The organism is Bacillus cereus group sp. RP37, assembly GCF_040459695.1.
Lineage (GTDB): Bacteria > Bacillota > Bacilli > Bacillales > Bacillaceae_G > Bacillus_A.
Genome location: NZ_JARVHP010000001.1, coordinates 4,825,126 through 4,845,895, shown reverse-complemented (window position 1 = coordinate 4,845,895; position 20,770 = coordinate 4,825,126). Strand labels below are relative to the sequence as shown.

Genomic DNA, 20,770 nt, shown 5'->3' with positions numbered 1-20,770 from the left:
TTCTAGTTGACATTGAAAATGAAAATCATTATCATTTATTCGAGATATGATTACATTTTGATTTATATATTTTGGAGGAGATGTAAGGTTGAGAAAAAATAAAAGAAAACATATAAATGCCATGATTATAGCGGCGACGCTATCGTTACCGTTTGCGGTGTATTCGACACCTGCGTTAGCAGCTGTCGCAATTGAGGCGAATAAAACTGGACAGGCTTTAGAAGATGGTACATATGATGCTGTTATTAAAGCATATAAAGATAAAACCAATGAAGAGTCTATGGCAGCTGTTTATATAAAAGATCCTAAATTAACAATCAAGAATGGGAAGAAAATTGTAACAGCAACGTTAAGTGATAGTGATTTCTTCCAATACTTGAAAACAGAAGATATTCATACTTCTGGTGTGTTTCATGATGTAAAAGTAATAGCAGAGGATAAAAAGAAAAATGGGACGAAGGTTATTCGATTTGAAGTTGGAGAATTAGGAAAAAGATATAATATGCAAATGCATATTTATATTCCGACAATGGGATATAATGAGAAATATCAAGTGCAATTTGAAGTAAATACTACAAACATAGAAAATCATGTTCAGGAAGAACAAAAAGAAAATAAAGAAGAACAAAAAGAAGAGACAAAAAATATAGTAGTGGATAAAAAATTACAACAATACATTAATCAAAATGCTTTAGGTCGAAAAGATATAAATGCACCAATAACGAAAGCCGATGCACTACAAATTAAAGAACTAGAGGTATATGTTGGGAAGGGTATTAATAATTTAGCTGGTTTAGAGCATATGGTAAATTTAGAAACCTTTAGATTGCATGAATCTGAAGTGAGTGATTTATCTCCAATTGCTAATTTGAATAATTTGAAGTCTTTAGATCTTTTCTCAAATCGAATTGGAAATATTGAGCCAATTGCTGGGCTGAATAAAATTCAATCTCTTTCTTTAAGAGATAATAACATTATTGATTTAAATCCATTAAGTAACTTGAAAAAAGTTAGAACATTAGATTTAGTCGGTAATAAGATTGAAGATATTAAACCGTTATTTACAATGGGGTCTCTAGGTAAGTTGTATTTAGCTAATAATAATATTAGTGATTTAACAGGAATTGAACAGTTAAATCATGTAAAGGAATTATGGATTGGAAATAATAACATTACTAATCTTGAATCCATTAGTAAAATGGAGAGCCTTACTCAGCTTGCAGTGAGAGATGCAGAAATTAGGGACATTACACCGTTAGCTAAACTGAAAAACTTACAATCACTTGATTTAGAAGAGAATTATATTTCTGATGTATCACCACTTAGTGAACTAACTCATTTATATGAACTTAATTTAAGTGCAAATGAAATTTCTGATGTAAGACCTATTCAAGAGTTTGGAAAGCGTTTTGTAGTTCAAGTTCATAGACAAAAAGTCTTTTTAAATGAAGGAGTAATAAATGAAGATATCAAGATTCCTGTATACGATTTAAGTGGCGAATCTCTTCAAAATATTAGATGGATAAGTGAGGGTGGAACACATAATAATGGTTTTGTAAAATGGAACAGTCTTGGAGAGAAAGTATACGAGTTCAATTTAGAAACAGGTTCTTCAAAGAATAAAGTACATTTCAATGGAACAGTCATTCAAAAAATAGTTGCTAAGCAAGCAGATTTAAGTGTTATTCCAGATAAAAAACTAAGAGAGTATATTAATAAACATAGTTTAGATAGAACAGACTTGAGTACTCCTATCACGAAAGAAGATTTATTAAAGGTTAAAACATTAAAAATAATTGATGGACAGAATAATGGAATAACAGATTTATCTGGATTAGAGTATATGGCAAATTTAGAAGATCTGACATTAGAAAAGTTTGAGTTGAAAAGTATAGATTTTATCTCGAATTTGAAAAACTTGAAGTCAGTGAATTTAGCGAATAATAAAATAGAAAATTTAGAGCCGTTAGCTAAGTTAGAAAAGCTTGCAGTATTAAATATAAGCAACAATAACAACCAAAATATAAAACCATTATTTACATTAAATTCATTGAAGAAGTTAAATGTTTCAGCCAATAAAATTAATAATGAATCTCTTCAAGGAATACAGGAATTCAAAAATTTAGGGATACTAATAATAAACAATAATGACATTAGTAGCTTGGAAGAAATTAGTGGAATAACTAAAATGGATGAATTAGAAATTAAAGGTAATAAAATAGTGGATGTAACGCCATTAACTAAAGCTAAAGAATTAAGATTTTTAGACTTATCAGATAATAAAATTAAAGATATAACAGTTTTTAGTTCTATGTTAGATCTTTTTAAATTAAAACTGGCTGGAAATGAAATTCGTGATATAAAACCAATTATTCAATTATCTCAGTGGGTTACAATTGATCTTAGCAGACAAAAAATTATGCTAGAAGATGCTCAAGTGAATCAAGAAGTGAAAATTCCTGTTCATGATGTGGAAGATAATCCTCTTGAGGATATTACACTGAAAAGTGAAGGCGGAACATTCAATGAAGAAGAGGGGACAATTGTGTGGAGTACTCCAGGAGAGAAAAAATATGAGTTTGCTTTTGATGGAACGAGTTATTATGGGCTTGGCATACGGTTCAGCGGTGAAGTAACTCAAAATATTGTAGAAAAAATTGAGTCGCCGGAAAAAGAAGAAGGAAGTAAACCAGAAACAGAAGTAGAAAAGCCGAAGGAAGAAACAAGTAAACCAGAGGCAGAAGTAGAAAAGCCAAAAGAAGAAGGAAGTAAACCAGAAACAGAAGTAGAAAAGCCGAAGGAAGAAGGAAGTAAACCAGAAACAGAAGTAGAAAAGCCGAAAGAAGAGACGAGTAAGCCAGAGGTGGAAGTAGAAAAGTCAAAAGAAGAGACAAGTAAACCAGAGGCAGAAGTAGAAAAGCCAAAAGAAGAGACAAGTAAACCAGAGGCAGAAGTAGAAAAGCCAAAAGAAGAGACGAGTAAGCCAGAGGCGGAAATAGAAAAGTCGAAAGAAGAGACAGGTAAGCCAGAGGCGGAAGTAGAAGCAAGTGAACCTGTAACAAAAGGTGAAAATGTAAACGAGTCAGGAGCAAACGTTGAGAAACAAACAGAAGGCTCAAATGAACTAGGAACAGCTACTGTTCAGAAAAATGAAGCGGTACAAGTACCTGTACAAGCAAAGGAAGTAGCGGATCAAGCAGCGAAAGAAAATGTATCAGGTAAACAAGTTAGCAAGAAGAAAGAAGAAAGTAAAAAATCTTTAGCAGCAACAGGCGGACAAGAAAATAATATATCTTTATTTGGTGGCCTAGCATTAGTTTTATCTGCACTTAGTATGTTTGTATTTAGAAGAAATATATTTAAAAAATAAACAACGTTTTATCTTATTATAAGATTATTCAAAAGACGTTATCATAGCAATTTCATTTTGAAATGTGCTTATGATAACGTCTTTTTTATATTAGAAAGGATATGGGTAGAAAAAGTGTAAATATATTAGAGAAGGAGGAGAGGGTATGTATATTAGTTCTACTTTAAAGATTGAAGAGGTTGCATCATTTATGGCAAGTATGAATAAAGATGCTACTCATCATGTTGGTTATTGTGGAGATGAGAAAGAGGAGGTGTTACATACAATTCTTCATGATTTTTCTGATATAGGTTGGGAGAAATCTTTTGTTGTTACTTATGAGGACAATAAAATAATTGGTGTATTAGGATTTGATGTGGATGAAGTAAAGAAATGTGCAGAAATATGGGGACCGTTTATTATTACGGAGAATTGGGGAGAAGTTGCTTTACATATGTGGAAGGAGCTTATAGAAAATGTGCCCTTTCATATTGAGAAATTTTATGGATTTTATCATGTAGAAAATAATAATTGCGCCCATTTGATGAAGGTTTTACATGCTAAAGAACAAGATCGACATAGTATTTTCAGGTTAAGTAATAGTGGTGTGAAACAACATACTATATGTAATGTGGAAGAAGCTTTACCACAAGTATTTGAGCAGTTTATCGCTTTACACAATAACGTTTTTCCTAATACATATTACGAAGGAAATGAAATTATCGAACGTGTAAATAATACGAATAAATTATTTGTAAGTGTGGAGAATGATAGGCTAGAAGGTTACGTATACGTTGAAGTAAATCCGGAGTTTCAAGAAGCGGATATCGAATTTATTGCAACAGCTGAAGAGAGTAGAGGAAAAGGTATTGGTGAGTGTTTATTACGAGCTGCAATTCAGCATGTTTTTTCTTTCCAAGGGATGAGAGAGATAGAACTATGTTTGAATACGAATAATGATGGTGCTATGAAGTTGTACAAGAAAGTAGGTTTTGAGGAGAAAGCATGTTTACAACACTATATAATAGAGTAAAAAACCCATTCGTATGAAAAGTATATTTCATACGAATGGGTTTTATTTAGTTTACTTTGCCGCCTTCCGTAATAACGGATTCAGGACTAATTTGAGGACCGAATTCTTCTTTAGGAGAGGTGCTAATCGTTACATAACCTTCTTTATTTTTTGCGGAACTTCTTTTGCTTGTAAATTAACATCTTCTTTTTGAAGCTCCTTAAAGAGCGAAATGACCATAAGAACGACTACGATAGAAAATGGTAGCGCAGCAATTATAGCTGCTATTTGTAGTGCATTTAGTCCTCCAGCTTGTAATAAAATGGCTGCAATTATCGCGATTGTTAATCCCCATATAAGTTTTAAACTATTTTTCGGTGATAAACTTCCGTTACTCGTTTGCATTGAAACAACAAATGTTGCCGAGTCGGCAGAAGTAACAAAAAATGTGGCTACTAAAATTAACCCGATAATTGTTAAAAATGTAGAGAATGGTAGGTGTGAAATAACAGCAAATAATCCAATCTCTGTACCATTTTTTGCAATTTCATCAGCTATTCCAAGCGATTGGAACATTTCCATATGGATAGCGGTGCCGCCAAATACTGCAAACCAAAATGTACAGATAAGAGTTGGGACTAATACAACTCCAAAAATAAATTCTTTTATTGTACGCCCTTTAGAAATACGGGCGATGAATGTACCGACGAATGGAGACCAAGAGATCCACCATCCCCAATAGAAAATAGTCCAGTTTTCAATCCAAGAAGAAGATTTTTCATTAAATGCTCCTAAATTTAATCCCATACTAGGTAAAGCTCCAATATAAGAACCGAGTGTAGATGTGAAATATTTCATAATAAATACAGTTGGTCCTAAAAGTAAAAAGGAGACGAGTAAAATACCTGCAAGAGAGAAATTCAAGTTACTCAAATATTTAATCCCACGATCTAAGCCAGTTTGTGCACTCGTTAAATATAAAACAGCGAAGATGGCGATAAGTACGAGCTGTGTAAGTAAAGTGTTATGAATAGAAGGGAATAAATAGCTTAATCCTCCGGCGATTTGTTGAGCACCAATCCCAACAGATGGCACAATACCGAATACTGTGGCTAAAACAGCTAAAATATCGACTGTTTTTCCGATAGGAGAATTTTTCGATCGATTAAATAATGGAGTAACTGTAGCACCAATTGTGCTACCTTTTTGTTTGCGGAATGTGAAATATGCAATTGTTAAAGCAACCATTGCGTATAGTGCCCATGGAAAGAGGCCCCAGTGGAAAAATGAATATTGCATAGCGAGCTTGGCGCTTTCTTCTGTACCTGCTTTTCCTGTTAATGGATCTGTAAAATGTGAAATCGGTTCAGTGATTCCATAAAAGAGGAGTCCAATTCCCATTCCTGCTCCAAACAACATGGATAGCCAAGATGGATAACTATACTGTGGTTTTTCTCCATCTTTACCAAGACGAATAGAACCGTACTTAGAAAATGCTAAATAAGTGGCTAAAATAATCATTGCGGTCATAAGTAGAGAGTAAAACCATCCAAATTTATTGAGGATAAATGAGTTTAAGGAAGATGTAACACTTTGTAAATCATAGCCTTGTATCCAACTTGCCGGGGTAATTCCCCATATGATGAATAATGTTGTTAGCAAGATGGAGATATAAAATACACTGTTTTCTTTTTTTATCATAGAATCCCACCCTTGTTTAATAAAGTTAACAATTATATTAACCATAACAATTAAAAGATTAATTGTCAAAAAATTCGATTTTTATTGTGTGTAAAAGGACAGTTTAATCGCTATAGATTCATAATTATTGGAGGTTAGATAAAGGTAAGGCTGTTCACGATATGTACAAAATATGGGGAGAAATAATATGAAATATTGCATTTTATATTGTTGTATCCAGATTTTATGTTAAATTCTTGAATGGAATATTTAAATAGGGGGCAAGGATATGAACAAGAAATCAAAGATCAATAAAGTTATGCTTAGTATTAGTACAATGGCTCTATCGTTAGGGGCGCTTCAAGCTTCTGTATCAGCAGAAGAAAAAGTACCATATAATGTGTTGAAAACGAAACCGGTTGGAATTGAAAAACCAGTAGATGAGATTGGACACGTTTCTAAAGCCGAGGAAACATTATCGTTTCAAGAACGTTTAAAAGTAGGAGACTTTTCACAGCGACCAGCATCTATTATGAAGAGCTCAGAAGTTAAGCAAATTAAAGAAAGCTATTCAATGGCTGATTTAAACAAAATGAATGATCAAGAATTAGTTGAAACGTTAGGAAGTATTAAGTGGAACCAAATTACAGACTTATTCCAGTTCAATGAAGATGCAAAGGCTTTTTATAAAGACAAAGGGAAAATGCAAGCAGTTATAGATGAATTAGCTCATCGAGGTAGTACATTTACGAAAGATGATTCAAAAGGAATTCAAACGTTTACGGAAGTGTTACGTTCAGCTTTTTATCTTGCATTTTACAATAGTGAATTAAGCGATTTAAATGAGAGAAGCTTCCAGGATAAATGTTTACCTGCTCTAAAGGCAATCGCAGCAAATCCAAACTTTAAGCTCGGTACAGATGAGCAAGATGCAGTCGTATCTGCATATGGTAAATTAATTAGTAATGCTTCAAGTGATGTGGAAACGGTTCAATATGCATCGAATATTTTAAAACAATATAATGATAATTTTCATACATACGTAGACGATCGTATGAAAGGACAAGCTGTATACGATATGATGCAAGGTATTGATTATGATATGCAGTCGTATTTATTTGAAACTCGTAAAGAAGCAAAAGATACAATGTGGTACGGAAAAGTAGATGGGTTTATTAATGAAATAAATCGTATTGCTCTTCTAAATGAAGTAACACCAGAAAATAAGTGGCTCGTTAATAATGGAATTTATTTTGCTAGTCGTTTAGGGAAGTTTCATAGTAATCCAAATAAAGGTTTAGAGGTTGTTACACAAGCAATGCATATGTACCCGCGTTTAAGTGAGCCGTATTTTGTTGCAGTAGAACAAATTACAACAAATTATAATGGGAAAGATTATAGCGGGAATACAATAGATTTAGAGAAAATACGTAAAGAAGGACAAGAACAGTACTTACCAAAAACGTACACATTCGACGATGGATCTATTGTGTTTAAAGCAGGAGATAAAGTATCAGAAGAAAAAATTAAGAGACTATATTGGGCTGCAAAGGAAGTAAAAGCGCAGTATCATCGTGTAATTGGGAATGACAAAGCGTTAGAGCCAGGCAATGCAGACGACGTATTAACGATAGTAATCTATAATACTCCAGACGAATATCAGTTAAACAGACAATTGTATGGGTATGAAACAAATAACGGTGGAATTTATATTGAAGAAACAGGAACATTCTTTACATATGAGCGTACGCCAGAGCAAAGTATTTATAGTTTAGAAGAGTTATTCCGTCATGAATTTACTCATTATCTTCAAGGGAGATATGAAGTGCCAGGTTTATTTGGAAGAGGAGATATGTATCAAAATGAAAGGTTAACTTGGTTCCAAGAAGGGAATGCAGAATTTTTCGCAGGATCTACTCGTACGAATAATGTAGTACCGAGAAAGAGCATCATTAGTGGATTATCATCTGATCCTGCAAGCCGTTATACAGCAGAGCGCACATTATTTGCTAAATATGGTTCTTGGGATTTCTATAACTACTCATTTGCGCTGCAGTCCTATTTATATACACATCAATTTGAAACGTTTGATAAAATTCAAGATTTAATTCGTGCGAATGACGTGAAAAATTATGATGCCTATCGTGAAACTTTAAGTAAAGATCCTAAACTAAATAAAGAGTATCAAGAGTATATGCAGCAGCTAATTGATAATCAAGATAAGTATAATGTACCGGAAGTAACAGATGATTATTTAGCTGAACATGCACCGAAATCATTAACAGAAGTGAAAAAAGAAATTAGTGATATGTTGCTTATGAAAGATGCAAAAATGACAAAACATGAGTCTCAATTCTTTAATACATTTACATTAGAAGGCACGTTTACAGGTAGTGTAACAAAAGGTGAATCAGAAGACTGGAACGCAATGGGTAAAAGAGTCAATGAAGCTTTAGAAAAATTGGCACAAAAAGAATGGAGTGGCTACAAAACAGTTACAGCATATTTCGTCAATTACCGTGTGAATAGTTCCAATCAATTTGAATATGATGTAGTTTTCCATGGTATCGCAAAAGATGACGGAGAAAATAAAGCTCCGACAGTTAATATAAACGGTCCTTATAATGGGCTTGTAGAAGAAGGAATTCAATTTAAAAGTGATGGTTCAAAAGATGAAGACGGAAAAATCGTTTCATATTTATGGGACTTTGGAGATGGAAGAACAAGTGCAGAGGTTAATCCAGTACATGCATATGAAAGAGAAGGTTTTTATAAAGTAGCGTTAATAGTAAAAGATGATAAAGGAAAAGAGAGCAGAAGCGAAACAACTGTTACGGTTAAAGATGGAAATTTAACAGAATCAGAACCAAATAATCGTCCAGAGGAAGCAAATCGTATTGGGCTAAATTCTACTATAAAAGGTAGCCTTATCGGCAGGGATCACACTGATGTTTATACATTTAATGTAGCATCAGCCAAAGATATCGATATTTCCGTTTTAAATGAGTATGGAATCGGGATGACATGGGTACTTCACCATGAATCAGATATGCAAAATTATGCTGCTTACGGTCAAGCAAATGGAAATCATATAGAGGCAAACTTTAATGCAAAACCAGGTAAGTATTACTTGTATGTATATAAATATGATAATGGCGATGGAACATACGAATTATCAGTAAAATAAGCGCTTTTCCAATGTATGTTTAACTTTACTTTTTGTGGAAAATAGTATATTATATAGATATATAATATATCGGTTATTTTCTAGGAGGAGCCTGTCACAATAGGTTCCTCCTGTTCTTTTTTAGGTACCTGTCTTACAGGTTTTTCTTTAAAGGTTAAATAACTGAAAATTTAGAATGATAATCTTTGAAAGAGGTGAGGCATACACATAACAAAAAAAGGATTGTTTAAGAAAGGGGGATAAGAAATGGTCTTGTTTGGTTATCCACTTGAAACAATTTATTTATACGGATTTATTATTGCTACTATACTCACTGTTATTTATATCTTTTTTGGAGATATATTTGAATCCATATTTAGTTTTGGAGGCGGATCGGTATCCGTTGTTACGTTATTACTTAGTTTTTTCGCCATGTTATGTGGACTTAGTTATATAGGAGAATATTTATTTTCCTTTAATAGCATTCTTATTTTTGGGGCTGCATTTGCTATATCCTTTATTGGTGTATTCATAATGAAAATATTAATTTTAAAGCCGATTGCAGAAGCTGAACAAAACACTGTGCAACGTATGGATGAATTCATTGGTTGCAAGGGAGAAGTCATTACAACAATTCCTACAGAAGGATTTGGTGAAGTATTAATCTCCTCTCAATTTGGAAGTAATGCAATCCTAGCTAAAACAATTGGAAAAAAAGATATTTCACAAGGAACTGAAGTTATTATTGAGGGAGTCCAAGATGGTGTTTTGCTTGTACAGAACATCGCTTATTCTTTAAAGAAACCAAAATTATAAGGGGGAATTTACATGACGATTCCATTAATTATCGGTGGAGTTTTACTCGCAATTTTACTTCTACTCATTTTAGTATTCATTACGAAGTATCGTACAGTTGGTCCGGATGAAGCGTTAATTGTTACAGGGAACTGGCTTGGTGGCGGGAAAAATGTTGTTACCACAGATGATGGGAAAAAGATTAAGATTATTCGTGGTGGCGGTACTTTCGTGGTTCCGATTATGCAAAGAGCAGAGCTTTTAAGCCTATTAAATTACAAATTAGAAGTTGGTACACGTGATACGTATACGAAGCAAGGTGTACCGATTACAGTAAACGGTGTTTCTATTATTAAAGTAGGATCAACAATTGAAGAAGTATCTACAGCAGCTGAACAATATTTAGGAAAAGAAACAGAAGAGTTAAAAATAGAAGCAAAAGAGGTTTTAGAAGGTCATTTACGTGCGATTTTATCTTCTATGACAGTAGAAGATGCGTATAGTAATAGAGAGCAATTTGCTCAAAAGGTGCATGAAGTGGCTTCTACAGATTTAAAGAAGATGGGTCTTCGCATCGTTTCCTTTACAATTAAAGAAATAATGGATAAGAATGGCTATTTAGATGCACTTGGTCAGCCACAAATTGCAATGGTTAAACGTGATGCAACAGTTGCGAATGCAGAGCGTGAAAAAGAAGCACGTATTGAAAAAGCACGTGCAGAGAAAGAAGCGAAAGAAGCTGAGTATCAACGTGATGCACAGATTGCTGAAGCTGAAAAGCATAAAGAATTAAAAGTACAATCTTATAAGAGAGAGCAAGAACAAGCGCGCGCAGATGCGGATCTTTCTTACGAATTACAACAAGCGAAAGCGCAACAAGGTGTTACAGAAGAGCAAATGCGCGTTAAAATCATTGAGCGTGAGAAACAAATTGAATTAGAAGAAAAAGAGATTGCGCGTCGTGAAAAGCAATACGATGCAGAAGTAAAGAAAAAAGCAGATGCAGATCGCTACGCTGTTGAGCAATCAGCAGAAGCAGAAAAAGTAAAACAAATTAAAAAGGCAGATGCGGATCAATATAAGATTGAAGCTGAAGCGAGAGCTCGTGCGGAAGAAGTACGTGTAGAAGGTTTAGCGAAGGCGGAAATTGAGAAAGCGCAAGGTCAAGCGAAAGCGGAAGTACAAAAAGCACAAGGTACAGCAGAAGCCGATGTTATCAGGTTAAAAGGTTTAGCAGAAGCAGAAGCGAAACAAAAAATTGCAGAGGCATTCGAGCTATATGGCCAAGCGGCAATTATGGATATGGTACTTAAAATGCTTCCAAGTTATGCGAAAGAAATTGCAAGCCCACTTAGCAACATTGATAAAATTACAGTTGTTGATACAGGCGGCAGTGGTAAAAATAGCGGCGCTGGAAAAGTTGCAGGTTATGCGACTGATTTAATGGCGACGATGCAAGAAACATTAAAAGCTTCTTCTGGCATTGACTTAAAAGAGTTATTAGAAGGATTTGCAGGAAAAGGAGCGGTACAACAATTATCAAATGATAAGCCTGTTGTATCTGTAGTAGAAGATGAGAAAAAAGAAGTAGAAAAAGAATAGTAAAGTGGGAAGAACCTCTAGTAGGTGAAATACTAGAGGTTCTTCTGTGAATTATAATATTTCGAATAATATACATTTTTATACATTGTTTTAATTATTTAATTTATATAGAATGAAAAAGGTATATATCAATCCTTTAAATGTAGAAAGAGATGAAAAAAAGAGATAGAGAGTCTCATTGATACATTTGAATCGTATGATTTATATAAAGGAATTAAGTGTAAAACGGTATGGAGGGGTAGAAATATGTTTCAAGGGAAATTAAGGCGTAGTAGTTTAAAAACAAAGTTACTTGTATCATTTATCATCATTTTAATTCTTCCAAGTATTGTAATTGGTTTGACGTCTTATCAGCAGGCAAAAACGAATTTTAATGAAACGATTGTAAACTCAGCGAAAGATAATATAAAAATTTTGGATAATGTAATTAATAAGGAATTGGATAGTAAAAAAGTAGATGCAACTTATTTTACGAAATTATTCACACAATCAAGTTACCAAGCAGACCAAATTCAAAACATCCAAAATAAGCTAGAAGAATACAACAAATTACATCCAGAAATGGAAGCAATCTATACAGGATCTAGTAATGGACAATTTATTCAATCGCCAGCTATTCAGATGCCAGACGGATATAATCCTACAGAAAGAGAGTGGTATAAAGAGGCAGTGAAGAAAAGCGGAGAGGTAATTGTAACTGCTCCATATAAGTCACAAACGACAGGAAATATTGTTATTACATTAGCGAAACAAAATGAGGATAAAAGTGGCGTCCTTGGGATTGACTTAATAATTAATGATATTGTTACTACTTCCAAGATGGTTAATATCGGTAAGAAAGGGTATGTAGCAATATTTGATCAAGATAAAAATGTAGTAGCACATCCGAAAATGAAGCCAGGAGAGAAATTAGAAGAGAAACTTAGTAAGGAATTTTATAAACAGGAAGCTGGTGATTTTCATTATTCATTAGATGGTGAAGATCGTAATGTTACTTTTAAAACGAATAAGAAAACTGGATGGAAAATAGCAGGAATTATGCCTTCAAAAGAAATTATTGAAGCAGCTGAACCTATTTTTTATAAGACGCTAACTGTTATTGTTATTTCATTAATAATCGGTGGTATTTTAATTTACTTCATAATTGCTTCTATTATTAAACCATTAAAACAACTTGTTATATCATCTAAAAAAATTAGTGAAGGTGATTTAACAGAATCAATTACAGTTCATTCTAAAGATGAAATTGGGCAGCTAGGAGAAAGCTTTAACGAGATGGCGGCATCATTACAGAATGTCATTTCTAATATAAATACTTCGGCAAGTCATGTAGCAGCATCTTCAGAAGAATTAACAGCTAGCATGAAGCAGACAAGTGAAGCGACGGAACAAATTACACAAGCAATAGAGCAAGTGTCGAGCGGGGCTGAAATACAAACGAAAGAAGTTGAAGAAGGCGCAACGTTATTAGAAGAAGTTACAGAAGGAATTCAGCGTGTTGCAGATAGTTCTTCATTAGTATCCACAGCATCTATGTATACGAAGAAAAAGGCTGAAGATGGTGGAAAGTTAGTTGAACAAACTGTGAATCAAATGCAATTAATCCATGAGTCTGTTTCACAATCAGATAAAGTTATTGTTTTGTTAGATGATAAGTCGAAACAAATTGGAGCAATCCTTGAGGTAATTCAACATATTGCAGAGCAGACAAATTTATTAGCATTAAATGCTGCGATTGAGGCTGCGAGAGCTGGAGAGCAAGGTAGAGGATTTGCAATTGTAGCAGATGAAGTGCGAAAGTTAGCAGAACAATCAGGACAGTCTTCTACGGAAATTGGAAAACTAGTGAAAGAGATACAATTTGATATAAAAGAAACAGTAAGCTCTATGAAGCAGGTTGGGACAGAAGTACAATCAGGGCTTGTAGTTGCAAATGAAACGAAGCAAAGCTTTGCTGAAATATTGAAGTCTACAGATGATACTGTTGTACAAATTGATAGCATGGTAGAAGTAGCGAAACAAATGACAGTAGATGCAAAACAAGTTAGTGCATCTATCAATGAAATTGCAGCTACGATTGAAGAAAATGCAGCAAGCGTTCAAAATATTGCTGGTTCTTCAGAAGAACAATTAGCTTCAGTAGATGAAATCAATGCAGCAGCAGTTCATTTATCGCAAATGGCAGAAGAATTGCAGGAGATGATTGGGAAATTTAAAGTGTAATAAGAAATGTTAAGAAACGAGGTAGTAATTGTACTTCGTTTCTTTTTTTATGAAGATAAAAATAAAGAAATATAGAGTAACCGTGTTATGATTAAGTGTAACTATAAAAGACTGTATTTTCTTTTAATTCCATCTTTAATCATGTTAGGGGAATGGTTTTGAAATTTAAAAAATTAAAACTACAACCGAGAATTACATTAACGATTAGTACACTTATTCTAGTTGTACTTCTGTTAACGAGTTATTTATTTTATTACATATTATCTGAAACGGTAGAAGAGCAAATTGGTAAAAGGGCTTTGCATGTTGCAAAAACAGTTGCTGTGATACCAGAAATTCAGGAAGCTTTTCAAAGAGAAAACCCAGCTTCTATTATTCAGCCAATTGCAGAAAAAATTCGAATTGATACGGATGCTGATTTTATTGTAGTTGGAAATAAGGAAGGGATTCGTTATGCACATCCTGAGCGAGATAAAATAGGAGAAGCAATGGTTGGTGGAGATAACAAAGGAGTTCTATTAGAAGGAAAATCTTATATTTCGAAAGCGACTGGATCATTAGGCCCTTCATTACGCGGCAAAGTTCCAATCCGTAATCAGGAAAATGAAATTATTGGCGTGGTGTCTGTTGGATTTTCAATGGATGATATTCATGGAGCGGTAGAAGTGTATGGAAAGCGTGTATTTTGGATTACGATAATAGGTCTTTTAATCGGGATAATTGGTTCTATATATTTAGCAGGAAGTATAAAAAGAATGATGTTTGGGATGGAGCCAGAAGAAATTTCCTCTTTATATGAAGAGCATAGTACAGTGATTCAATCTGTACGTGAAGGGATTATTGTCATTGATCAAAAGGGCATGATTAGCTTAGTCAATCAAGCAGCTTATGATATTCTTTCGCTAGATGAACAACGAAATATTATTGGAGAATTTATTTTAAATGTAATTCCTAATTCAACGATACTAGATGTACTTCAAACTGGTGAAGAACAGTTTGATCGTCAATTAAATATAAAAGGGCAGGCTGTGATTGCGAACCGTCTACCTATTAAAGTAAAGAATAAAGTAACTGGCGTTGTATCGAGCTTACGGTTGAAATCTGAAATGGATCAGTTAACAGCAGAATTGTCTCAGACGAAGCAATATACAGAGGCATTGCGAGCGCAAACGCATGAATATAACAATTTATTGTATACGCTTTCAGGACTTATCCAGTTAGAATCATATGAAGATGCTTTAGAGCTTATTCATAAGGAAACAGCGGTATATCAAGATTTTGTTCAATTTATTATGAAGCGAATTCAAAATCCATGGTTAGGTGGGATTTTAATTGGATTTTATAATAGAGCAAGAGAGTTGAAGATTGATTTTATGCTAGATCGAGAAAGTAGTTTAGACAAATTAAGCCCGCACATTGAGAGCAATTATGTCGTTTCTATTTTAGGAAATTTAATTACGAATGCATTTGAAGCGATTGAAAGAAATGAAGAGAATGATAAGAAGGTCAGAATGTTTGTAACTGATATCGGAGAAGAAATTGTAATTGAAGTGGAAGATTCAGGACAAGGGATTCATGATGAAGTCATTACTAGCATATTCTATAAAGGCTTCTCGACGAAAGAAGGCGGGAAGCGAGGATATGGATTAGCAAAAGTAAAAGAGTTAGTAGAAGATTTAAATGGAAGTATTGCAATCGAAAAAGGGGATTTAGGTGGTGCATTGTTTATTATTGCATTACCAAAAGAGAGAGGCGAATTGTAATGGGTGAGGAGATTGAAGTATTGATTGTAGAAGATGATATTCGAATTGCGGACATTCATCGTCGTTTTACTGAAAAGATTGAGGGATTTAAAGTAATTGGAACAGCAACGACTGGAGAACAAGCGAAAGAATGGCTAGATCTTGTGAAGCCACAGCTCGTTTTATTAGACGTGTACTTACCTGATATGCAAGGAACGGAACTTGTCACATATATTAGGAATAATTTACATGATACAGATATTATTATGATTACAGCTGCATCGGAAACAGATGTAGTGCGACATGCTCTACGAGGCGGAGTAACAGACTATATCGTAAAGCCACTTATGTTTGACCGATTTAAAGCGAGTTTGGAAAGTTACCAAAAAAAGATTGTGCAGTTAAAGAAAACTAATCAATTATCTATAGAACAAATAGAACATTTATGGTCTCAAAGAGGCGTAAAGGGAAATGAAATGGAATATGCTCCGAAAGGGATAGATCCTTTAACTTTAGCAAAAATAAAAAAGCATATGTTAACAGTGAATGAAGAAGGAATTACAGCAGAAGTGTTAAGCTCGATGGTTGGGGTAAGCCGATCAACAGCGAGGCGCTATCTAGAGTATTTAATATCTGGAAAGAAAGTACATGCGGAGCTTACATATGGGAGTGTAGGGAGACCGGAAAGAAGGTATTTTCTTGTTTCTTCATAATAAAAAACAGTAGAGGATATTATGTCCTCTACTGTTTTTATCTTATATTGGAATAATCCCAATTACAATTCCAGTAATCAACATCACCATTGTCGTTCCAATTGCCCAAAGTAACGTAAAGCGTTGATGTTCACCAAAATCAACTTTGGCCATTCCGACTAATAAATAAGTGGAAGCGACAAGAGGGCTTAATAAGTGAACAGGTTGCCCAAGTAAGGAAGCACGTCCCATTTCAGCTGCACTAATTCCGTAAGCAGCAGCAGCTTTCGTTAAAATAGGTAATACTCCGAAGTAAAATGCATCATTGGACATGAAAAATGTGAACGGCATACTAAGAAGAGCTGTAATAATTGGTAGTTGTGGCCCAAGCGCGTCTGGTATAAGAGTGACTACACTTTGAGCCATTGCATCTACCATTTTTGTTCCTGATAGAATACCAGTGAAAATTCCAGCGGCAAATACGAGAGAAACAACCGCTAATACGTTTCCAGCGTGAGAAGCAATACGTTCTTTCTGTTGTTCTAAGTTCGGATAGTTAAGCATAACAGCAATAGCGAAAGCAATTGTAAATAAAACAGGTAACGGCATAATTTCTAGTATGAGACAGACAAGTAAGGTAACAGTTAATAAAAAGTTAATCCATAGAAGCTTAGGACGTTTATGAACGGCAGCTTCCACTGTTGCAGCTTGCTCATCCATCGTTTGCATTTGTTTTAAATATTGTACATCCATAATTCCTAATCGTTTTCTTTCTTTTTTTCCAAGATAGTAAGCAACGAAAACTACCCAAATTGCACCAGCGATCATTCCTGGTATAAGTGGTGTAAAGAGCTCTGATGCGTCTAGTCCAAGAGCACTCATAACCCGAGCTGTCGGTCCGCCCCATGGTGTAAGATTTGTCACTCCTGCCCCTAACATAACAACCCCAGCTAATATAAGTGGATTCATTCCAAGGCGTTTATATAGAGGGTACATTGCGGAAACAGTAATCATATACGTTGTTGTTCCGTCACCATCTAATGAAACGATAATAGTAAGAATTGCTGTACCAACAACAATTTTTAAAGGATCTCCTTTTACAAATTTTAAAATCCTACTAATGACAGGATCGAATAAACCGCTATCAATCATAATTCCAAAATACAAAATAGCAAACATAAGCATAATACCAGTAGGTGCTAGTTTTTGAATGCCTTCTAACATCATAGGTCCCATATTTGCATAAAAACCACCAATTAATGCGAAAGTAATTGGAATTAATATTAATGCTACTAGTGCAGACATACGTTTCGTCATAATTAAAAACATAAAGACAAATACCATCGCAAATCCAAGTAGTGCTAACATGTAATCTCCCCCTCAAAATGATTACGCTTTCAAAATGTAATGAAAATTCAGAAAAAATGTTTTTTGTTTATCATAAAAGCATTTATTCAAATGGTAAATAATTTGAAAAATAACATCATTAGAAGCATAATTTTTATTTTGGTCATTTTGTTCACGGTAGTTAATTTGAATTTTTAAAAAGGTAAGCAGCTCTCCGTAAGAATGGTAGAATAAGATGAAAATATTGAAGTGTGAAATAGGGAGTAGATTTTATATGAAAACGAGAATGGAAGAAATTTATAGTTCTTATGAGGGAAAAGTAGAAGAGATTTTTGTTAATGAATCTTCTTACGTATATGAGTGGGAAAAATTAATGATGATTCGAAAAAATAATGGTGAGCTTGAAAAAGTTGCAGTCGGTATCAGTGGAAATATAAGATTAGTAAATGTAGTTGCTGGGCAGCAAATTAATACAAATACATTATTAGTTACGTTAGAAGACGATTTATTAATTACAGGTTGTGAATGATGAGAGATGTGTAGAAATGGCTACACATCTTTTTTGTTCCTTATATTACAAAAAGCACATTATTTTTTCACAAATCTCACACAACTTTTTGATATGCTCCTTGTGGAAGATACGGTTAGGGAGGAAATAAAATGAGAACAAAGTATGTCATGCTTGCTATATGCTTATTCTTTGTCTTTACAATAGTAGGATGTGGTAAAAAACAAGCAGAGGCTGTGGCAATCGATGAGAAACATGATAAATGTGATATTTGCCAAATTGGGGTAATAGATAATCAATTTGCAACAGAAATCATTTTAGAAAATGGAAAAGCATTAAAATTTGATGATATTGGTTGTATGTATAAATGGATGGAGATTAATCCAGGTGAAAAGACGAAAGAGAAATTTGTTCGTGATTATGATTCGAAAGAGTGGATCTCATTAGAAGATGCGACTTACGTATATGATAAAACAATAACAACACCGATGGCTTATAATGTTATTTCATTTGAAAATAAAAAGGATGCAGAGAGCTTTGTGTCTAACTACAAAGGGAAAGTTCTTTCATATAAAGAGCTAGCAGAGCATAAATGGGAAATGAATAAAGAAATGATGGGGAACCCGAAAAAGGGAAATCACGGTGGACATCATTAATAATAGAAAAGGATAACTATATAGTTGTCCTTTTTTTATTATTACTCAGGTGCAAATATAGAAAAGGTGTAAAATTTTTAGAAGAACGGTTACAATGGAATATAGTAACCTAAAGCAATCATTTATGCACTTTTTAGAAATGTATACAAATGCGGTAAAATCGTGCTAAACTAATTGCTTCGCTAATATAGGTTGAGAAACATAGGTATAAGTTTAGATAATCCGATTAAAGAAGGAATATAAAGAACTTATGGATAAATGTACTCAAGAAGAGTTATTGTATGTGATGGAGGAATGGTTAAGAAAACATTATCTTTCATAGGAGCTGTAGTTGTGAGAAAACAAAAAATTTTATTATGTATGTTATTAGGACTTTTAATGACGGTAGTGGCTTGCGATAAGCAAGAGGAGCCAGAATCGAAACCGGTTCATGTGAAAAACGAAAAGAAAAAAGAAAAGCATAAAGAACAGGAAGAATCTAAAGAAGAAAAAAGTATAAATTTAATGGACAAACAGTTGCTACTTTCTGCGACTCTTGGAGACACAGAAACAGCTATGAAGCTGATTCAAGATGGAGCCAATATAAACGTAGAAGGTGACAACGGAGAAACGCCTATCCTTGCAGCAACGTATCAAAATCATGTAGAGACAGTTAAGGCATTAATTGGTGCAGGTGCTAATATTGAAAGTAAAGATGAGAAACAAAGTAATCCATTTCTTTATGCAAGTAGAGAAGGATATACAGACATTGTAAAGCTACTAATTAATGCAGGGGTTAATACGAATGAAATTACTAAATCAGGTGGAACAGCACTCATTTCTGCATCTGAACGTGGCCATGTAGAGGTTGTAAAAGAATTATTAGAGCATACAGATATTGATGTGAATTATAGAAATGCTCGTGGTGGAACAGCTTTAGTAGAAGCAATCGTATTAGGAAATGGTAGTGAAAATCATAAGAAAGTAATTCAAATGCTTATTGACCACGGGGCAGATGTAAATATGGCCAATAAGGAAAATATTACGCCACTGCAATATGCTGAAAAAAGAGGTTTTAAAGATATTGCAAATATGTTGAGGGTAGCTGGAGCGAATGAAGTCGTACAGCCGCAACCACAACCGGTGGAATAACAAAACAAAGAAATAAAAAGTACGAAATAATCTCATTTAGATAGACAGAATGAAAAAGTCATTTAGTATGATGGATTCAGTAATGTGTATTTGAATGGGATTTTTGTTTTGGGCATGAAAAATAGATTATGAATGGTATATGGAAGTCACTAAGGAGGATATAAATGAGGCTCTCAGAACTTGATTTAATAGCAATTCAGGTAGAGGTTTTATTTGTTCATAATCAAGTAGGGAAAATGAAATGTGTAAATGAACAAGGAAATCCGAAAGCACCACGTTTTTTTCTTGGCAAAACTCGTGAAGGGAGTATAACAAGATATCATTGTGATCTGGATGATGAAACGGTAGGTAAGATTGAGAAATTAATTCGAGAACCTTCAAATCATATAGAGATAGCAAAAATCATTGATGTATTAAATGAAGAAAGAACAGTGAAAAATATTTGGATGGGCCCTGCTTTCATGTTCTCTCATAATTTACATAAGCCAACTAGAACAATACAAATAACAGAGAAGAATAAAGAGCTTTTGCGAGAAAATTTTCCTAATCTAATAGAACAGATGGAATGGAGGCAACCTTACTTTGCAATTGTAAAAAATGAAAAGGTAGTTTCTATATGTTGCAGTGCTAGGAGTACGTCTGTAGCTGCTGAGGCAAGTGTGGAAACTTTAGCAGAGTTTCAAGGGAATGGATATGGTACTGATGTTGTTACAGCCTGGGCGATATCAATACAAGAAGAAAAACGCATTCCACTTTATAGTACTTCTTGGGATAATTATGCCTCACAAGCAGTTGCGAGAAAACTAAAACTGATTAATTATGGAATGAATTTGCATATCACTTAAATTTTAAAGAGAGTTGTTTGCT

At 34.0% G+C, this 20,770-nt stretch carries 14 protein-coding genes and 1 pseudogene; 13 read left to right on the top strand and 2 right to left on the bottom strand.

Annotated features, from left to right (window positions below; all coding sequences use genetic code 11):
• The first annotated feature begins 88 nt into the window (after positions 1 to 88).
• Positions 89 to 3,370 carry a leucine-rich repeat domain-containing protein gene (locus tag QCI44_RS25495; RefSeq protein WP_353811497.1) on the top strand — a complete coding sequence of 1,094 codons (3,282 nt, stop codon included), beginning with the start codon at positions 89 to 91 and terminating at the stop codon, positions 3,368 to 3,370.
• A gap of 145 nt (positions 3,371 to 3,515) precedes the next feature.
• Positions 3,516 to 4,382 (top strand): GNAT family N-acetyltransferase, encoded by an 867-nt coding sequence (locus tag QCI44_RS25490; RefSeq protein ID WP_016089391.1) that lies wholly within the window; start codon positions 3,516 to 3,518, stop codon positions 4,380 to 4,382.
• A 129-nt stretch (positions 4,383 to 4,511) separates the two neighbouring features.
• On the opposite strand, the gene opuD is transcribed toward QCI44_RS25490, so the two are convergent.
• Positions 4,512 to 6,062: a glycine betaine transporter OpuD gene (gene opuD / locus QCI44_RS25485; protein WP_016089390.1), complete on the bottom strand. Its 1,551-nt coding sequence runs from the start codon at positions 6,060 to 6,062 to the stop codon at positions 4,512 to 4,514.
• Positions 6,063 to 6,330: 268 nt separating this feature from the next.
• Here opuD and colA point away from each other — a divergent pair, with 268 nt between their 5' ends.
• The 7 genes and pseudogenes from colA to QCI44_RS25455 all read left to right on the top strand — a co-directional run bounded on the left by colA (position 6,331) and on the right by QCI44_RS25455 (position 16,282).
• Complete coding sequence (gene colA, locus QCI44_RS25480; RefSeq protein WP_353811496.1) at positions 6,331 to 9,228, top strand: collagenase ColA; 2,898 nt, start codon at positions 6,331 to 6,333, stop codon at positions 9,226 to 9,228.
• 246 nt (positions 9,229 to 9,474) lie between these two features.
• The gene (locus QCI44_RS25475) at positions 9,475 to 10,023 is read left to right on the top strand and encodes an NfeD family protein (RefSeq protein ID WP_016089388.1); all 549 of its coding nucleotides are present in this window, start codon (positions 9,475 to 9,477) and stop codon (positions 10,021 to 10,023) included.
• A 12-nt stretch (positions 10,024 to 10,035) separates the two neighbouring features.
• A complete protein-coding gene (locus QCI44_RS25470) occupies positions 10,036 to 11,604 on the top strand; it encodes a flotillin lipid rafts scaffold protein FloT (RefSeq protein WP_016089387.1) in 1,569 nt (522 codons plus the stop codon).
• Between the two features lie 246 nt (positions 11,605 to 11,850).
• Positions 11,851 to 12,885: pseudogene (locus QCI44_RS30670) on the top strand (HAMP domain-containing protein); the annotation flags it as partial.
• On the top strand, positions 12,880 to 13,827 hold the full coding sequence (locus tag QCI44_RS30665; protein WP_437435397.1) for a methyl-accepting chemotaxis protein: 948 nt from the start codon (positions 12,880 to 12,882) through the stop codon (positions 13,825 to 13,827). The pseudogene QCI44_RS30670 and the gene QCI44_RS30665, both read left to right, overlap by 6 nt.
• 152 nt (positions 13,828 to 13,979) lie before the next feature.
• Positions 13,980 to 15,590 (top strand): ATP-binding protein, encoded by a 1,611-nt coding sequence (locus QCI44_RS25460; protein WP_098485860.1) that lies wholly within the window; start codon positions 13,980 to 13,982, stop codon positions 15,588 to 15,590.
• The gene (locus QCI44_RS25455) at positions 15,590 to 16,282 is read left to right on the top strand and encodes a response regulator (protein WP_016089384.1); all 693 of its coding nucleotides are present in this window, start codon (positions 15,590 to 15,592) and stop codon (positions 16,280 to 16,282) included. The genes QCI44_RS25460 and QCI44_RS25455 overlap by 1 nt, the downstream gene beginning before the upstream one ends.
• Positions 16,283 to 16,324: 42 nt before the next feature.
• On the opposite strand, the gene QCI44_RS25450 is transcribed toward QCI44_RS25455, so the two are convergent.
• Positions 16,325 to 17,629, bottom strand: a complete 1,305-nt coding sequence (locus QCI44_RS25450; protein ID WP_088083200.1) for a CitMHS family transporter — start codon at positions 17,627 to 17,629, stop codon at positions 16,325 to 16,327.
• A 253-nt stretch (positions 17,630 to 17,882) separates the two neighbouring features.
• Here QCI44_RS25450 and QCI44_RS25445 point away from each other — a divergent pair, with 253 nt between their 5' ends.
• The 4 genes from QCI44_RS25445 (at position 17,883) to QCI44_RS25430 (ending at position 20,748) form a co-directional block, all read left to right on the top strand.
• A complete protein-coding gene (locus tag QCI44_RS25445; protein ID WP_016089382.1) occupies positions 17,883 to 18,137 on the top strand; it encodes a hypothetical protein in 255 nt (84 codons plus the stop codon).
• Between the two features lie 131 nt (positions 18,138 to 18,268).
• Positions 18,269 to 18,772: a nitrous oxide reductase accessory protein NosL gene (locus QCI44_RS25440; RefSeq protein ID WP_016133573.1), complete on the top strand. Its 504-nt coding sequence runs from the start codon at positions 18,269 to 18,271 to the stop codon at positions 18,770 to 18,772.
• Between the two features lie 258 nt (positions 18,773 to 19,030).
• Positions 19,031 to 19,903, top strand: coding sequence for an ankyrin repeat domain-containing protein (locus QCI44_RS25435; RefSeq protein WP_142291954.1), 873 nt, complete (start codon positions 19,031 to 19,033; stop codon positions 19,901 to 19,903).
• Positions 19,904 to 20,067: 164 nt separating this feature from the next.
• Complete coding sequence (locus QCI44_RS25430; RefSeq protein ID WP_088083201.1) at positions 20,068 to 20,748, top strand: GNAT family N-acetyltransferase; 681 nt, start codon at positions 20,068 to 20,070, stop codon at positions 20,746 to 20,748.
• Positions 20,749 to 20,770 lie beyond the last annotated feature (22 nt).

Coding starts and splice junctions, on each gene's coding strand:
- QCI44_RS25440 (WP_016133573.1), top strand. CDS start 18,269: ATGAGAACAAAGTATGTCATGCTTGCTATATGCTTATTCTTTGTCTTT.
- QCI44_RS25450 (WP_088083200.1), bottom strand. CDS start 17,629: ATGTTAGCACTACTTGGATTTGCGATGGTATTTGTCTTTATGTTTTTA.
- colA (WP_353811496.1), top strand. CDS start 6,331: ATGAACAAGAAATCAAAGATCAATAAAGTTATGCTTAGTATTAGTACA.
- QCI44_RS30665 (WP_437435397.1), top strand. CDS start 12,880: ATGGCGGCATCATTACAGAATGTCATTTCTAATATAAATACTTCGGCA.
- QCI44_RS25430 (WP_088083201.1), top strand. CDS start 20,068: ATGAGGCTCTCAGAACTTGATTTAATAGCAATTCAGGTAGAGGTTTTA.
- QCI44_RS25490 (WP_016089391.1), top strand. CDS start 3,516: ATGTATATTAGTTCTACTTTAAAGATTGAAGAGGTTGCATCATTTATG.
- QCI44_RS25435 (WP_142291954.1), top strand. CDS start 19,031: ATGTACTCAAGAAGAGTTATTGTATGTGATGGAGGAATGGTTAAGAAA.
- QCI44_RS25470 (WP_016089387.1), top strand. CDS start 10,036: ATGACGATTCCATTAATTATCGGTGGAGTTTTACTCGCAATTTTACTT.
- opuD (WP_016089390.1), bottom strand. CDS start 6,062: ATGATAAAAAAAGAAAACAGTGTATTTTATATCTCCATCTTGCTAACA.
- QCI44_RS25445 (WP_016089382.1), top strand. CDS start 17,883: ATGAAAACGAGAATGGAAGAAATTTATAGTTCTTATGAGGGAAAAGTA.
- QCI44_RS25475 (WP_016089388.1), top strand. CDS start 9,475: ATGGTCTTGTTTGGTTATCCACTTGAAACAATTTATTTATACGGATTT.
- QCI44_RS25455 (WP_016089384.1), top strand. CDS start 15,590: ATGGGTGAGGAGATTGAAGTATTGATTGTAGAAGATGATATTCGAATT.
- QCI44_RS25460 (WP_098485860.1), top strand. CDS start 13,980: ATGGTTTTGAAATTTAAAAAATTAAAACTACAACCGAGAATTACATTA.